Annotated in this window: 14 protein-coding genes; 13 read left to right on the top strand and 1 reads right to left on the bottom strand. The window is 64.9% G+C overall.

Translation table 11 applies throughout. The features are described 5' to 3' along the window. The first annotated feature begins 49 nt into the window (after positions 1 to 49). From ACFPME_RS01450 to ACFPME_RS01440, 3 genes are read left to right on the top strand one after another with little or no spacing between them, the layout of a single operon-like run. Positions 50 to 1,393 carry a UDP-glucose dehydrogenase family protein gene (locus ACFPME_RS01450; RefSeq protein ID WP_377302807.1) on the top strand — a complete coding sequence of 448 codons (1,344 nt, stop codon included), beginning with the start codon at positions 50 to 52 and terminating at the stop codon, positions 1,391 to 1,393. After that, entirely contained in the window at positions 1,390 to 1,614 is a 225-nt protein-coding gene (locus tag ACFPME_RS01445) for a SlyX family protein (RefSeq protein WP_377301307.1), read from the top strand. The genes ACFPME_RS01450 and ACFPME_RS01445 overlap by 4 nt, the downstream gene beginning before the upstream one ends. A 29-nt stretch (positions 1,615 to 1,643) precedes the next feature. Beyond that, a complete protein-coding gene (locus ACFPME_RS01440; protein ID WP_377301305.1) occupies positions 1,644 to 2,222 on the top strand; it encodes a DUF2058 domain-containing protein in 579 nt (192 codons plus the stop codon). 96 nt (positions 2,223 to 2,318) lie between these two features. On the opposite strand, the gene ACFPME_RS01435 is transcribed toward ACFPME_RS01440, so the two are convergent. Continuing rightward, on the bottom strand, positions 2,319 to 4,400 hold the full coding sequence (locus ACFPME_RS01435; RefSeq protein ID WP_377301302.1) for a 3-hydroxyacyl-CoA dehydrogenase NAD-binding domain-containing protein: 2,082 nt from the start codon (positions 4,398 to 4,400) through the stop codon (positions 2,319 to 2,321). A 299-nt stretch (positions 4,401 to 4,699) separates the two neighbouring features. Between ACFPME_RS01435 and ACFPME_RS01430 the strand changes: the two genes are divergently transcribed. The 10 genes from ACFPME_RS01430 (at position 4,700) to era (ending at position 16,219) form a co-directional block, all read left to right on the top strand. Beyond that, positions 4,700 to 5,194 carry a hypothetical protein gene (locus ACFPME_RS01430; protein WP_377301300.1) on the top strand — a complete coding sequence of 165 codons (495 nt, stop codon included), beginning with the start codon at positions 4,700 to 4,702 and terminating at the stop codon, positions 5,192 to 5,194. Positions 5,195 to 5,207: 13 nt separating this feature from the next. Continuing rightward, positions 5,208 to 7,772 carry a putative bifunctional diguanylate cyclase/phosphodiesterase gene (locus ACFPME_RS01425; protein WP_377301298.1) on the top strand — a complete coding sequence of 855 codons (2,565 nt, stop codon included), beginning with the start codon at positions 5,208 to 5,210 and terminating at the stop codon, positions 7,770 to 7,772. 207 nt (positions 7,773 to 7,979) lie between these two features. Further along, entirely contained in the window at positions 7,980 to 8,561 is a 582-nt protein-coding gene (gene rpoE, locus ACFPME_RS01420; protein WP_377302805.1) for an RNA polymerase sigma factor RpoE, read from the top strand. Between the two features lie 9 nt (positions 8,562 to 8,570). Continuing rightward, positions 8,571 to 9,263, top strand: a complete 693-nt coding sequence (locus ACFPME_RS01415; RefSeq protein WP_377301296.1) for a sigma-E factor negative regulatory protein — start codon at positions 8,571 to 8,573, stop codon at positions 9,261 to 9,263. Between the two features lie 161 nt (positions 9,264 to 9,424). Beyond that, the gene (locus ACFPME_RS01410) at positions 9,425 to 10,903 is read left to right on the top strand and encodes a Do family serine endopeptidase (RefSeq protein WP_377301293.1); all 1,479 of its coding nucleotides are present in this window, start codon (positions 9,425 to 9,427) and stop codon (positions 10,901 to 10,903) included. Between the two features lie 183 nt (positions 10,904 to 11,086). After that, a complete protein-coding gene (lepA, locus tag ACFPME_RS01405; RefSeq protein WP_377301290.1) occupies positions 11,087 to 12,880 on the top strand; it encodes a translation elongation factor 4 in 1,794 nt (597 codons plus the stop codon). Positions 12,881 to 12,981: 101 nt separating this feature from the next. Continuing rightward, positions 12,982 to 13,893 carry a signal peptidase I gene (lepB, locus tag ACFPME_RS01400; protein WP_377301288.1) on the top strand — a complete coding sequence of 304 codons (912 nt, stop codon included), beginning with the start codon at positions 12,982 to 12,984 and terminating at the stop codon, positions 13,891 to 13,893. Positions 13,894 to 14,098: 205 nt separating this feature from the next. Further along, positions 14,099 to 14,482 (top strand): DUF4845 domain-containing protein, encoded by a 384-nt coding sequence (locus ACFPME_RS01395; protein WP_377301286.1) that lies wholly within the window; start codon positions 14,099 to 14,101, stop codon positions 14,480 to 14,482. 4 nt (positions 14,483 to 14,486) lie between these two features. Next, positions 14,487 to 15,146: a ribonuclease III gene (rnc, locus tag ACFPME_RS01390; protein WP_377301284.1), complete on the top strand. Its 660-nt coding sequence runs from the start codon at positions 14,487 to 14,489 to the stop codon at positions 15,144 to 15,146. 140 nt (positions 15,147 to 15,286) lie between these two features. Beyond that, positions 15,287 to 16,219 (top strand): GTPase Era, encoded by a 933-nt coding sequence (era, locus tag ACFPME_RS01385; RefSeq protein WP_377301281.1) that lies wholly within the window; start codon positions 15,287 to 15,289, stop codon positions 16,217 to 16,219. Positions 16,220 to 16,250 lie beyond the last annotated feature (31 nt).

Below are 16,250 nucleotides of genomic sequence, written 5' to 3'. Positions count from 1 at the left end.
CGCACGGATAGAATACGCGGCTGACGTTCCAGGGAGTTGTGGCAGCATGATGAAGATCACCATTTTCGGCACCGGCTATGTCGGACTCGTCACCGGCGCGTGCCTGGCCGAAATGGGCAACCACGTGGTCTGCGTCGATATCGACGCGGCCAAGGTCGCGCGCCTCAGAGGCGGCGAGATTCCCATCTACGAACCGGGTCTGGAAGCGATCGTGCGGCAGAACCATGCCAGCGGAAGGCTTGAGTTCACCGTGGACGCAGCTCCGGCGATCGCCCATGGCAATGTGATCTTCATTGCCGTGGGAACGCCGCCGGACGAGGACGGCAGTGCGGACCTGCAATACGTTCTGGCGGTGGCGGCCACCATCGGCCGGCATCTGGACCGCTACGCCGTTGTGGTCAACAAGTCCACGGTACCGGTGGGCACCGCCGATCGCGTGCGTACCGCGGTCGCTGCCGAGCTGGCCGCGCGCCACGCCGCGATCGAATTCGATGTGGTGTCCAATCCCGAATTTCTGAAGGAAGGTGCGGCCGTCGAGGATTGCCTGCGCCCCGACCGGATCATCGTGGGCGCGTCGAGCGACCGCGCGGTCGCGCTGCTGCACAAGCTGTACGCGCCGTTCAACCGCAATCACGACCGCATGGTGGTGATGGACGAGCGTTCGGCCGAACTGACCAAGTACGCCGCCAACGCCATGCTGGCTACCAAGATCAGTTTCATGAACGAGATAGCGAACATTGCCGAGCGCGTTGGCGCCGATGTGGAACTGGTACGCCAGGGCATTGGTTCGGATCCCCGAATCGGCTATCACTTCATCTACCCCGGCGCCGGCTACGGCGGTTCGTGTTTCCCCAAGGACGTTCAGGCGCTGGAGCGCACGGCGCACAGCTACGGCTACGAGGCGCTTCTGCTCGGCGCGGTCGAGGCCGTCAACCGGCAGCAGAAGACCAAGCTGTTCGAAATGATCTCGCATCACTTCAACGGTGAACTGGCGGGTAAGACGGTGGCGCTGTGGGGTCTCGCGTTCAAGCCCAATACCGACGACATGCGCGAGGCGCCCAGCCGCCGGCTCATGGAGGCGTTGTGGGATGCGGGGGCAAAGGTTCGTGCGTTCGATCCGGAAGCGCGCGGGGAGACGCATCATCTTTACGGTGATCGGGACGATCTGGTGCTTTGCGACCAGGCTTACGACGCCCTGCAAGGGGCCGACGTGCTCGCTGTGATCACCGAATGGAAGGCGTTCCGGAGTCCGGACCTTGCGCGCATCCGCGCGACGCTGGCGGAGCCGGCCCTTTTCGATGGCCGCAACCTGTATGACCCGGCTACCGTGGAGGAAGCAGGTCTGGCGTACTACGGCATTGGGCGTGGGCGCAGCCTGCGGATTCACCGATGAGCACGTCGGGCGACGCGCTGGAACGGCGACTGGACGAGATGGAGGTCAAGCTGACCTTCATCGATGAGGCGGTGCAGGCCCTGACGGCGGCGGATGCGGATCAGTCGCAGCGGATCGCGGTGCTGGAGCGCGCCATGCGCGATTTGCGTGGCGAACTGTCCTCGATGCGCGTGGCGCAGGTGGACGATCCGCACAACGAGCCACCGCCGCCCCATTACTGATCCCACCTCACCGATCACGGAACATCAGCATGGCCGATTCCCTGCGCGATCAGCTGCTCAAAAGCGGCATCGTCAAACAGGTTCAACAGGACCGCGTACGCGAGCCGAAGCGGCCGGGTGCGCCGAAGTCCGGCAAGCCGGGCCACAAAGCCGGCAAGCCGCACGCGCAGCCGCCGGCCCCGCGGCTGCCGAAGGGACAGGACGATATCGACCTGGCGCGAGCCTATGCGATGCGGGCGCAGACCGAAGCCAGCGAGCGCAAGCGCATCGAGCAGGAGGCCGCCGAGCAGGCGCGGCTGCGGCGTGAGCGCAAGCTGAAAATCCAGCAACTGCTCGACGGCCATGCCTTGAACAAGGCCGACGCGGATCAGCCGCGCAATTTCGAATACGGCGGCAAGATCCGTCGGGTGCATGTCGATGCCGCGCAATGGGTCGCACTCAACGCCGGCGAGTTGGGCGTGGTGCAGCAGGCGGGACGCTACCTGCTGGTCAGTCGCGAAATTGCCGAGCAGGTACGTGCCATCGATCCTCACCCGGTCGCGCTCCTGATCGAGCCGGGGACAGCCGGCGCAGAAGACGATGGCGTGCCCGGAGACCTGATGTGGTGAGCGCGGCTGTCGCCCGGACGACATCGCCGACTGCATAAAGAGGGACGCCCGGCGATGCCGGGCGTTTTTGCATGAGCGGTTGGGCGATGGTGCGGTTCAGACCGCGGGAGCGTCCGGCCTGTCCGGCCCGCCTTGCGACAGCGCCGGATGGCTCCAGCCGTTCTTCGGCCGGAAGCGGTCGCCGTAGCGCTGGGCCAGCTGTTCGAGTCTCGCCTTGAGCTTGTCCGTGCCCTCGCTCCGGGCGTACTGGATCGGGCCGCCCCGGAATGGCGCGAAACCCGTGCCGAAGATCACCCCCGCATCGAGCAGGTCGGCATCGTCGACCACGCCATCGGCGAGGCAGGCGATGGCCTCGTTGACCATCGGCAGGATCATGCGGTCCTGCAGGTCCGGAGGCATCACATAGTCCTTGTCTACCTCGGGTTTCTGCGGCTTGCCGTCCTGCCAGACATAGATGCCCTGGCCATCCTTCTTGCCACGCTTGCCCGCGGCGAGCCTTTCATCCAGCCCGGGCGGCACCGTCAGGCCCAGGAACGGAGCAAGCTCCTTGCCGACTGACGCACAGACATCGAGGCCCACCGTATCGGCCAGTTCGATCGGCCCCATCGGCATGCCGAACTTCCTCGCCTCGCGATCCAGCACGGCGCCGGGCACGCCCTCGCTGTACAGGCGCATCGCTTCCAGCAGGTAGGGCATCAGGATGCGGTTGACCAGGAAGCCCGGCGTGCCCTTGACCGCGACCGGCAGCTTGCCGATCGCCTTGCAGAACGAAAGCGCGCGCTTCTCGATCGCCGGATCCAGCTGATCGTGGCGCACCACTTCGACCAGCGGCATCTGTGCCACCGGGTTGAAGAAATGCAGGCCGAGAAAGCGCTGCGGCGCGGCGAGGTTGCGGCGCAGTTCGTCCAGCGGAATGCTGGACGTGTTGCTGGCGAGAATCTCGGCGGCCTGAAACTGCGGCTCGATCCTCGCGTACAACTCGCGCTTCGCCTCGGCGTTCTCGTAGATCGCCTCGATCGCCAGATCGGCCGAAGCCAGGCCGCTTCCCTCCACATCGGCGCGCAGCCGGCGTACGGCAGCCTCGATCTTCTCCGGCGTCTTCAGCTTCTTCTCGTACAGCTGGCGGGCGCGATCCAGCGCAGGCTGGATGTATGTCATCCCGCGATCCTGCAGGGTCACATCGAAACCCTTGAATGCGGCCCACGCGGCAATGTCGCCACCCATCACGCCAGCGCCGACCACATGCACGTGCTTGATGCCGTGATCGGCACCGCCGCCCTGGCCCTTCAGTCGCTCCTGCAGGAAAAAGATCCGGATGAGGTTCTGCGCGGTCGGCGTCTTCGCCAGTTTCGCCACCGAACGCGCTTCGATCTTCAACCGCTGCTGGATACCGGAGCCGCCGCGTTTCCATACATCGATGATCGCGAACGGAGCGGGGTAGTGCTCCCTGCGGACTTTGGCGGCGGTCCGCCTGAGCATCATCGGCGCCAGGAGCTGCCGCGCCAGCCAGGTGTTGCTGGCCCACGCCTTGGCGCGTCGCCCGAACGGGTGTTGCGGTGCGTGGCGCAACAGCAGCCGCGCTTCGGCCAGCAGTTCGTCGGCGCGCGCAACGCGGTCCACCATGCCCAGGCCGAGCGCGCGCCTGGCCGACAGCGATTTGCCGGTGAGCATGATCGGCAGTGCCTCGGTGGCGCCGATCAGGCGCGGCAGGCGTGCGGTGCCGCCCCAGCCCGGGTGGATGCCGAGCATCACTTCCGGCAACGCGATCCGGGTCTTGTCGTCGTCGGCAGCGATGCGGTGGCGGCAGGCAAGAATCAGCTCGGTGCCGCCGCCCATGCATGCGCCATGCACCGCCGCCACCGTGGGGAAGGGCAGGCGCGCCAGCGATTCGTATACACGCTGACCGTGCTCGATGTTCTCCCGCACGGTGTCGTGACGGGCGTACTCGACGAATTCCTTGATGTCGGCTCCCACCGCAAACCCCGCCGGCTTCGCCGAATGGATGATGACGCCGGGAGGCTTGTCGATCGCCAGCCGCTCGACGATCTGCTCCAGCTCGTCCAGCACCGCACGCGAGATCGCGTTGACGCTGCTGTTGGCGCGATCCAGCGTCAGCGTGACGATGCCGTCGTCACCTTCGCCGGTCTTCCAGTGGTTGAAGCGCAATCCTTCGAACATGGGCGTAAAGGCGTGGTGGGGGAAGCCCGAACCATACCTTTCCGCCGCCTTGATTGCGAGATGTGACGGGCTTGCTTGACCACACCGTGGCGCCAGTGTGAAATCACCCTCGTGAGCGCCACGGCAACCCGCCAGAACCGGTCGACCGGAGTTCGATCCATGGCGGACCCACGCTGACAATGGAATAACGCACCGTGGTTCAATGGGCCAGGCAACGGCCGGGCAGCGCCCGACAGGCCAGTCGATCGCAGGCGTGACGATCTCACCTGGCATTACCGCCGACGCAGGACGGGGACGCAATGACTTCCGCAATGGCCTCCGCTCCACCGCAAGCCGGTGCCGATGTCTTCGATCGGATCCTGGCGGCGCCCAGCGGCCTGGTCGTGCTGGACAGCAAGGACGTGCATACGCTGATCGGCCAGTTCCGGGTGCTCGCGCGGCATTCCGGCCAGGCGGTATATCTGTGGCAACCGGACACCGGCCTGGGCAGTCTGCGCGATGCGCATGTTCGGGTGCCTGATTGCCAGCGACTGGGAAATGCCTTGCGCTACATGCAGCAAAGCATGCATTTCGGCGTCTACTTCCTGCTCGGGCTGGAACTGCCGTTGTCGGCGATGGACGCCACCTTGCTGCGCCAACTTGCCCGTGCCCCCAAGGATTATCTTCGCCGGGTCGTATTGATCGACGCGCCGCCGGCGCTGACCGAACATCTGGGCGAGCTGGCCACGCACCTGGGTAGCGAAGATAGCCAGCCCCGGCGCCTGCGCCTGCGCGACGGCCGCTGGCTCTCATGAGGTCCGCAAACCGATGACCTCCGGCATCCTGGTGGTGGCAGCACAGCGCGAGTTGAGGCGCAACCTGTTCGACGCGCTGGACCAGGCGGGCTATTCGCCGATCCACAGCGCACGCAACCTTCAGCACGCGGCGATCCTGCTGGAAGGGCGCCCGCCGCTGCCGCCGCTGCAGTTGATGGTGGCGGTGCTGGAAGGCGATGAGCAGCAGGCGCGAAGTTGCTGCGAGCACCTGCGCCGCCTGCCCGGCGGGGCGGAAACACCGCTCCTGGCGGTACTCGACAACGAAACCTCGCTCAGCCCCGCCGACTTGCCGGCCGGGATCACCGACTGGCTCTCGGCCGCGCAGATCGCCACCGAGCTGGTGCCGCGCTGGCGGCGTTCCCAGGCAGGCAAGAAAGCGTCGTCCAGGGCGACTCCTTTGCCGATCGCCGGGGTGATCGAGGATTACCGTTACGCGTTCGACGAAGGCGACAGCGAATGGCTGATCGCCGATGCGCAAACCCATCGCCTGCTCGAGGTCAGCCCTACGCTGGCCCGCCACAGCCGACTGCACGCCAGTCAATGGGAAGGTTTGCTGCTGTCCGATGTATTGCGCTTCGAGGGTATCGCGATCGCGCAAGTTCTGGCTGATGCCGACCGCAGCTGGCATCCGTGCCAGCGCAAGTCGTCGCAGGGCGTGGACACCGGCCAGGCCAGCGTGCGGCGCATCCGCCATGGCGCGCGCGACGCGCTGGCCCTGATGTTTCGCAGCGACCGCGCCGACCTGCGCGCGGAGGCCGCACTGTCGTTGCTGTCACGGATATTTGCCTCGACCAGTGGCGTGGACGCGCAGATCGCCGCGGGCCGCCTGTTGTTCGACGAACTGGGTCTGGATTACCTCGCGGTCTGGTCAGCGCGCCAGGATGGCGCCGACATGCCGACCCAGCTTCTACAGCTGTGGAACGGCGGGGAACCGGCATGGCCGCCCGCGCAGTTGCAGAGCTCGCTGCAGCTGGTGCTGGCTGGCAAGCCGATGTTGTACCGCGTCGATGCCAGGCGGCTGGCGCCGGGCGACCCGCTGGTGCAGCAGCTTGAGCTGAACGGTTTTGCCGGCTTGCCGCTGTATGACGAACGCCATACGGTACTCGGCGCGATGCTGGCCGGCTGCCGCAAGGGATTCGGTGAAATGGGCATCGTCGAGCCGGTGCTGCGCTGCGCCGCTGCCCGTTTTGCCCAGATGCTGGAACTGGGCCGCACGCGCGAGCAGGGCCGTGCGGAGGGGCTGGTCGATGCGCTGACCGGCCTGCCCAACCGGTTGCTGTTCAACGACCGACTGGACACGATCATCCGTGAGGCGACCCGCAACGGCGAGTGCTTTGCGGTGCTGTTCGTCGATCTCGACCGCTTCAAGGCGATCAACGACACCTATGGTCACGCCGCCGGCGACCAGGTCCTGCGCGTAGTCACGCAGCGCCTGTGCAGCAGCATCCGTGCCTCCGACACAGTAGCGCGTTACGCCGGCGACGAGTTCACCATCGTGCTGCGCCATATCGTGAAAAACGATGACGTGTCACGCGTGGCCGAGAAGATCGTGCAGGTGATGGAGACGCCGCTCTACCTCGACGACGGCACCGAGCTGCAGGTGACCGCGTCGATGGGGCTGAGTTTTTTCCCCGATGACGCCGGCGATGCACAGACCCTGCTCAAGCATGCCGATGAGGCGATGTATGCGGCCAAGCACCTCGGTCGCAACAATTTCCAGATCTACGAAGTGAGCCCGGAGTACGCCCGCGAGCACGGCATGGCGTTGAAGTCCCGTCTGCGTCACGCCGAAGGCAACGGCGAATTGCGCGTGGTGTACCAGCCGCAGGTCAACACCGAAACCGAGGACATCGTGGGCATGGAGGCGCTGGTCCGCTGGGAGCATCCGGAGCTGGGCATGATCAGTCCCGCGGTGTTCATACCGCTGGCCGAAGAGAGTGGGCTGATCGTCTCGATCGGCGAGTGGGTCATGCGCACCGCCTGCCGCCAGGCGAGGGAATGGGAGGAGCGTTACGGATTGCGTTTGCGTCTCGGCGTGAACCTCTCTGCGGTGCAGTTGATGGAACCCCAACTGATGGAAACGGTGGCCACGGTGCTGCGCGAAACCGGCCTCGACCCGACCTTGCTGGAAATGGAAATCACCGAAAGCATCAGCATCAAGACCGCGCCGAATCTGGTCGAGAATCTGCACGCGCTGCATCGCATGGGTTGTCATATCGCCATCGACGATTTCGGCACCGGCGCGGCCTCGCTGGACTATCTGCGCCGGCTGCCGGCCGATCGCATCAAGATCGACCAGAGTTTCGTGCGCAATATCGGAGTGGATCCCGACGACGAGGCGATCGTTCGCGCCACCATCGAAATGGCCCATCGGCTGAAGCGGGCGGTGGTGGCCGAGGGCGTGGAGATCGAGCAGCATCTGCAATTTCTGCGTACGCACGGCTGCGATGAGCTGCAAGGCTATCTGTTCTGTCGGCCGCTGCAGCCGGTCAGCTTCGACAAATTGCTGGCCGAACGCCAGCGGCTGCTGGAAGGGCGCGTCGCCGAGCCGGCTTGAGCCGCCGCCCGCCGCCCCCATAACTGAACCGGGCCCATGGTTCGGGATGCCGGTCGGATATGACAATCAGCCAACAGGCTGTGCGCTATCGTGGGGCGATACCCTTCAAGAGGCTGAACTCGGGCGCCGAACTGCGGTCTGAGCGCCGCGTTCAGTTCAAAACAGCTTCCGCAGCGGATGACGGCATTGACGACGGATACGGCCCGGATGGGCGAAAACGAACTGGATCGCGCGCTGGTCGAGCGGGTGCAGGGCGGGGACAAGCGAGCTTTTGACCTGCTGGTGCGCAAATACCAGCACAAGGTGATCGGGCTGGTGTCACGCTATGTACGCAGCCATGCCGAGTGCGAAGACATCGCGCAGGAATCATTCATCCGCGCGTGGCGGGCGATCGGCTCGTTCCGTGGTGACAGCGCGTTCTATACCTGGCTTTACAAGATCGCGGTGAACACCGCCAAGAACCATCTGGTGGCGATGGGGCGGCGCCCGCCGGCGGGTGATATCGATGCGGACGATGCGGAGTTCATGGCCGGCGCCGAGCGCATGCACGACAGCGCCACCCCCGAGCGCGAACTGATGCGCCAGGAAATTGAACAATCCGTATTTTCCACTGTCCAAGCCCTGCCCGAAGAGCTGCGGACAGCCATCACGCTACGCGAGGTGGATGGCCTCAGTTACGACGAGATCGCCGACGCGATGGGCTGCCCGATCGGTACGGTGCGTTCGCGCATTTTCCGGGCACGTGAAGCCATTGACGAAAAGCTGCGGCCTCTGTTGTCGGACCGCTGAGGATCAGACATGAAACAGGCAGGCAAGAATCAGGCAGGCAATCAGGCCGACATTGATCCCAATGTCCCGGAAAGCCTTTCCGCCGGTATCGATGGCGAGTTGTCGAAAGAACAGCTCCGCTTTCTGTTGCGCCGGCTCGATCACGACCCGGCGCTGCAGCAAACCTGGACGCGTTATCACCTGGCCCGCGACAGCCTGCGCCAGCAGTTGCCGCCAATGGCTGCGGCTGGCTTTGCAGAGCGGGTGATGCAGGCGATCAGCGAGGAGTCGGCGCCGGCTGGCGCATCCCGGCGCAGCCACTGGCTGCGCTGGTCGACCGGTGGCGCGATCGCCGCCAGCGTGGCCGCCGCCGCCCTGATGATCGGTCAGCCCACCGGGGATGCCGAGCGCATGACCGCGTCGACCGCCCGGCAGGGCAGTGCCGTCGCCGTGGCCGCGTCGGCAGTCAAGTCGACCATGCCTGCTGCCGTACCGCCGTGGTTGAGCGGGAACTCCGCCGGACTGCTCAGTCAGCAAGCTTCGGCGACGCTGGGTGCGCCGTTCGGGCCGAATCAGCCAGCCTACGGGCGGCGTCTGTCGGCCTATCCGTCGATGCACCGCTATCGCACGCTCGACAACGACGACGGCAGCTACCTGCTGCTGCTCGACCCGTCGCAACAAGTAGCGCCGGGCACTGCGCGTCAGGCCACCGCCGCGCAATAAGGCGAGTTCGCGTGTGATTGCCCGCGGCCCGCTGCAATTCTGCTTCAACCGCCATCGACCGCCGCTCCGGTCGATGGCGCGCGCCCGGCGAGGACTCGGCGCAAGCCACTGAAGTCAACCATCAGCCCGGATGTCGGCTGTTAGTCCACTGAGGAGGAGTCATGAAACATCTCATCTTGCGCACCGTAGCCTGTTGCGCGTTGCTCGGTTGCGCCACCGTCGACGCGGTGCAGGCGCAACCGTCGCCGCCTGTTGCCGCGGGCTTGCCCGACTTCACCGGCATCGTGCAGAAAAATGCATCGGCGGTGGTTCACGTCGAGGCCAAATACACCGGCGAGAAGCAGGGCCCGAACCGCAGCATCGGCGGTCAGGTCATGCCGGGCCAGGGCATGCCGGACGATCCGCAGGCCGAGATACTGCGGCGCTTCTTCGGCATGCCGATGATGCCGTCGCCGCAGGAGCAGAAGCACACCTCGCTCGGCTCCGGTTTCATCATTTCGCAGGACGGCTACATCCTCACCAACAACCATGTGGTCGACCATGCGGACAAGGTGACCGTGCGGCTGCAGGATCGGCGCACGCTCACCGCGAAGGTGATTGGCACCGATCCCACCTACGACATCGCACTGCTCAAGGTCGATGCCGGCGGCAGCCTGCCTGCGGTAAGCATCGGCGATTCGCGCAACCTGAAGCCGGGTCAGTGGGTCTTGGCGATCGGCTCGCCGTTCGGCTTCGACTACACCGTGACCCAGGGCATCGTCAGCGCGGTGGGGCGCAACCTCGGCCAGCGTGACCAGCCCTATACCTCCTTCATCCAGACCGACGTGCCGATCAACCGGGGCAATTCCGGAGGCCCGCTGTTCGACCTGCAGGGTCGCGTCGTCGGTGTCAATTCGCAGATCTACTCCAACACCGGCGATTACCTCGGCGTGTCGTTCTCGATTCCCATCGATGTGGCGATGAGCGCCGTGCAGCAGATCAAGAGCAAGGGCTACGTGTCGCGCGGCATGCTCGGCGTCACCATGCAGCAGGTCGATGACGACATCGTCAAGGCTTTCAAGCTCGACAATGGCGCAGGTGCCGCCGTGGTCGACGTCAGCCCCGACAGCGGTGCCGCCAAGGCTGGCATCCAGCCCGGCGACATCATTCTTTCGTATGACGGCCAGGTGTTGCAGCAGGCGGCGGACCTGCCGCCGCTGGTGGGCATGACCAAGCCGGGCAGCAAGGTTCCGGTGGAAATTCTTCGCAACGGCAAGAAGCAGACGCTCGATGTCACCATCAGTGAAGCGTCGCGCGACCAGAGCGCGGTGAACAATCAGGGAGGCGCCATGTCGCCAGGCCATAGCGGCTCGACCGCGCTGGGCTTCACCGTCCAGCCGCTGGACAACGACACCCGCAAGCAGCTGGAGTTGAAGTCGGGGCAGGGCGTGGTGATCAGCGAGATCACCGGCCCGGTGGCCGCGCAGGCCGGTTTGCAGGCAGGTGACGTGATCCTGATGGTCAACCAGCAGAAGATCGGCAGCGTGGCCCAGTTCCAGGCGGCGACCAAAGACGTGAAGGCAGGCGGCACCGTGCTGCTGCTGGTGCGGCGCGGCGATCAGAGCAACTTCATTGGCCTGACCCTGCCGGACGGCAAGTAGCCGGCCCGGCTGCCCATGAACAGCACGGGCGCCTGTCCAGGTCGACGGCGCCCGTGCGGTATCCACGACTCGGTGCGGGCCGGTTCCATGCGATAATGCCGGGTTAGCATCACTTCATGGTGATGCGTTGCTGCGCATGGTGCGCGGCAATGAAACCCAAGCCCGACAGGCACCCAGCGCTCCATGGAATTGATCCGCAACTTCTCCATCATTGCCCACATCGATCACGGCAAATCCACGCTGGCCGATCGCATCATCCAGCTTTGTGGCGGGCTAGCCGATCGCGAGATGGAAGCTCAGGTGCTCGACACCAATCCGATCGAGCGCGAGCGCGGCATCACGATCAAGGCGCAGTCGGTATCGCTGCCGTACACCGCGCGCAACGGCAAGACCTACCAGCTCAACTTCATCGACACTCCCGGCCACGTGGATTTCTCCTACGAGGTCAGCCGCTCGCTGGCTGCCTGCGAAGGCGCGTTGCTCGTGGTCGATGCTGCCCAGGGAGTCGAGGCGCAATCGGTGGCGAACTGCTACACCGCAGTCGAGATGGGCCTCGAAGTGGTGCCGGTATTGAACAAGATCGACCTGCCTACCGCCGACGTGGAGAAGGTCAAGCTGGAGATCGAGGCGGTGATTGGCGTCGATGCCACCGATGCGGTTGCCATCAGCGCCAAGACCGGGCTCAACGTGGTCGAGGTGCTCGAAGCGATCGTGGCGCGCATCCCGCCGCCGAAACCGCGCGACACCGATCGCCTGCAAGCGCTGATCATCGACTCGTGGTTCGACAACTACCTCGGCGTGGTGTCGCTGGTTCGCATCATGCAGGGCGAGATCCGCCCGGGCGACAAGCTGCTGGTGATGTCGACCGGGCGAACGCATGAAGTGGGCGACGTCGGTGTGTTCACGCCCAAGCGCAAGAAGCTGGACAAGCTCGGCGCCGGTGAGGTGGGCTGGATCAACGCCTCGATCAAGGACGTGCACGGCGCGCCGGTCGGCGACACGCTGACCCACGCCGGCAAGCCCGCCGACAAGGCCTTGCCGGGCTTCCAGACCATGCAGCCGCGCGTGTTCGCCGGGTTGTTCCCGGTGTCCTCGGATGACTATCCGGCGATGCGCGAGGCGCTGGACAAGCTGCGCCTCAACGACGCGGCGCTGTTCTTCGAGCCGGAATCGTCCGAAGCGATGGGCTTCGGTTTCCGCTGCGGCTTCCTCGGCATGCTGCACATGGAAATCGTGCAGGAGCGGCTCGAGCGCGAGTACGACCTGGACCTGATCACCACGGCGCCGACCGTGGTCTACGAGGTCCTGAAAAGCGACGGCACCACCATGTTGCTGGACAACCCGGCCAAGCTGCCCACGAACTCCAGCCTGGTGCAGGAGATCCGCGAGCCGATCATCGTCGCCAACATCCTCACGCCGCCGGACTACATCGGCAACGTGATCACCCTGTGCGAGGAGAAGCGCGGCGTGCAGCGCTCGATCCAGTATCTGGCGACCCAGGTGCAGATCAGCTACGAGATGCCGCTGGCCGAGGTGGTGATGGATTTCTTCGACCGGCTCAAGTCGGTCTCGCGCGGCTACGCCTCGATGGACTACCACTTCGACCGTTTCGAGGCCGGCCCGTTCGTGCGTACCGATGTCTTGATCAATGGCGACCGGGTCGATGCGCTCAGCCTGATCATGCATCGCAACCACGCCGAGCGGCGTGGCCGCGAACTGGTCGAGCGGATGAAGGATCTGATCCCGCGCCAGCAGTTCGACGTGGCGATCCAGGCCGCGATCGGCGCGCAGATCATCGCGCGTTCCACCGTGAAGGCCCTGCGCAAGAACGTGCTGGCCAAGTGCTACGGCGGTGACGTCAGCCGCAAGAAGAAATTGCTGGAGAAGCAGAAGGAAGGCAAGAAGCGCATGAAGCAGGTCGGCCGGGTGGAGATTCCGCAGGAAGCCTTCCTTGCCGTGCTGCGAGTGGATAAATAGTTTTGTCCGGCGAGGCGGCATCGGAAGGGGAGAACCGGAGCCGCGCGCTCTTGCGATTCCCTTTTTCCGATGCCGCCTTGCCGGCTCCATAGGAGCGTCACATGGAATTTGATTTCTCGGCGATTCTGCTTGGCCTCACCGCATTGTTCGGCGTGGTGTGGGGGCTGGATCGACTGTTTTTCTACAAGAAGCGCAAGGCGCGCCTGGATGCCGCTGGCGATGAGTATCGCGACCCGGCACCGGTGGACTGGGCCCGTTCGCTGTTTCCGGTGGTGCTGGTGGTGCTGTTGTTGCGCTCGTTCGTGGCAGAGCCCTTCCGCATCCCGTCCGGCTCGATGATGCCTACGCTCGACGTGGGCGATTTCATCCTGGTCAACAAGTTCGCCTATGGCCTGCGCCTGCCTGCGTTCAACAACAAGTTCGTCGACCTGGGCGAGCCCAAGCGCGGCGACGTGGTGGTGTTCCGCTTTCCCGGCTACCTGTGCGAGGACGGCGGCAAGCTGGTGCGCAGCGGCGACCTGAGCTGCAACGACCCGCACGCGCCGGTGCCGCAGCAGAACTGGATCAAGCGGGTTATCGGCCTGCCGGGCGACAGCATCGAAGTGCATGGCGCCGATCTGCGGGTCAACGGCCAGCCGGTCGCGACGGACGAAGTGGGTCCCTACTTGGGCAATCCGCAGCGCAGCGTGGACCAGATCATGCTGAACATGGGCGCCACGGTCCTCACCGAACACCTGCCGCGCGAGGACGGCAGCACCGTCAACCACACGATCGCCCGGATGCCGGCGTACAACGATCCCCTGTCGATTCCCAGCGACCATGTACCGTCGAAGGTCCCGGCCGGGTGCTACCTGGTGATGGGCGACAACCGCAACGACAGCCTCGACAGCCGCTGGTGGGGCTGCATGCCGGAGAAGAACCTGGCCGGCAAGGCTTTCCTGATCTGGATGAGCTGGAAAGGCTGGGGTACCGGTGGCGTGGACTTCTCGCGGATCGGCACGGTGATCCACTAGCTCCCGTGGATCACGAGCGGCGGGCCGAAGCGTGACCGCTTCGAGCCTGCCGCACACGGACCGTCAACAGTGCGAGAATCCGCAGGCATAATCGCGGCGTCGGGCCAGGCAGCATCTCCGGTGCCGGCAGGGGCCCAGACCCGGAAACACATCCGGTGCATTCACAGATTGGCGGCCGCAACACATGCGGCATAGCGAGGGGACTATGAAATCCAGGCAGTCGGGCGTCACCTTGATCGGGTTTCTGATCATCATGGCCATCGTGGGCTTTCTCGCCTACATGGCAATGAAGTTGTTGCCGTCGTATTCCGAGTACATGGGCGTGGTCAAGGCGATGAACCAGGTCGCCACCGAAGGCACCAACGGCAAGTCGCTGGACGATATCCGCCGGGGCCTGATGTTCAAGATGGGCTTCCAGTATGTCGACGATGCCACCATCAAGCCCGCCAACATCACGATCAAGCGCGACGCCGGCGGGGCCAGCCAGCTGCAGGTCGCCTACGACAAGCAGATCCCGTTCATGTACAACATCGACTTCCTGTTGCACTTCAACAAGAGCGTGCCGTTGCAGGGCAATGTAGGCCAGTGATCCCTTGAAGCTGAATTATCGTTTTCGCGACCCGGCGCTGGCGCTGCTGGCGCTGACCCACCGCAGCATCGGCAAACCCAACAACGAGCGGCTGGAGTTTCTCGGCGACGCGCTGCTTGGCGCGATCATCGCCGAGATGCTGTACGAGGTTCATCCCAAGTCCAACGAAGGCGAGCTGTCGCGATTGCGTGCGCAGCTGGTCAACGGCCCTGCGCTGGCCGTCGTCGCGCGTGAGCTGGAACTGGGCGACGAATTGAAACTCGGCCCCGGCGAGCTGAAAACCGGCGGGTTCCGACGCGAGTCGATCCTGGCCGATGCGTTCGAGGCACTGGTCGCCGCGATCTACATCGATGGCGGTTTCGACGCTTGCCGCGCGGCCGTTCGTGACCTGTTCGCCGAACGGATCGGCGCGCTGCGGCGGTCCTCCAAGGACGCCAAGACGCGCTTGCAGGAACATCTCCAGGCCGGTGGCTGGCCGCTGCCGATCTACGAACTGACCGCCAGCCATGGTGAAGATCACGCCAAGACGTTCGATGTCAGCTGCGCGATCGTCGAGCCGTTTCCGCTTCTCGCCGAATGCCGCGGCAGCAGCCGCCGCGCCGCCGAACAGGACGCGGCCGAGATCGTGCTGAACCAGTTGCTGGAACAGCAACGCAAACCCTGAGCCGGGTTCCGCAACCACCGCAAAGGCCGCCAGGGCACGGGCAATCGTCCGGCCGCGGCGCGCACGCGGAGCCCCTGGCGCCATGCCGTTTCCGGCGAAGCACTACACTTGACCTCCGACTTGCCGAGCACCTCACCGCCATGAACCACGAACTGGATTCCGCCGCCGGCACCTTGCCGCATGAGAATTTCCGCTGCGGCACGGTCGCGCTGGCCGGGCGTCCCAATGTGGGCAAATCGACCCTGCTCAACGCGCTGATCGGTTATCGCCTGTCCATCATCAGCCCGCGGCCGCAAACCACGCGCCATCGCATTCTCGGCATCAACACCAACGAGGCCGGACAGATCCTGTACGTCGACACGCCGGGGCTGCACCGCGGCGCCAAGAAGGCGATGAACCGCAGCCTGAACCGGGCCGCGCGTTCGGCGATCAGCGACGTCGACCTGGTGGTGCAGGTGATCGAGGCCGGGCGCTTCACCGACGAGGACGAGGCGCTGTACGCCGCGCTGGTCGAGCAGTCCTCGCCGCGGCTGCTGGTGATCAACAAGGTCGATCTGAACAAGGACAAGACGGTGATGCTGCCGTTCGTCGCCGACCTGGTGGCCAAGCACAGCTACGACGAAATCCATTACGTCAGCGCGCTCAAGGAGCAGGGCCTGAAGGAGCTGGAACAGGCCATCCTGAAACGCCTGCCGGTACAGCCGCCGATGTACGGCGAAGACGAAGTCACCGATCGCAGCGAGCGTTTTCTCGCCGCCGAAATGGTGCGCGAGCAACTGATGCTGCGACTGGATCAGGAACTACCCTACGCCACCACGGTGGAGATCGAGCAGTTCAACGACCGGCCCGATGGCATCGCCGAGATCCACGCGATCATCTGGGTCGAGCGCGCTGGCCAGAAGGCCATCGTGATCGGCAACGGCGGCGCCCAGCTCAAGGCCATCGGCACCAGCGCCCGCCGCCACATGGAGCGCATGTTCGAGCGCAAGGTGTTCCTGAAACTGTGGGTCAAGGTGCGCGAAGGCTGGGTCGACGACGAGAACATGATCAAGAAGTTCGGCTATACGGATTGAGAGCGGGAAACAGGGAACGGAGAACGGGTAA

The sequence above is a fragment of the Rhodanobacter umsongensis genome, from assembly GCF_042654965.1.
Taxonomy (GTDB): Bacteria; Pseudomonadota; Gammaproteobacteria; order Xanthomonadales; family Rhodanobacteraceae; genus Rhodanobacter; species Rhodanobacter umsongensis.
The sequence above is the reverse complement of the archived record's forward strand: the minus strand, read 5'-3'. Positions and strand labels throughout refer to the sequence as shown.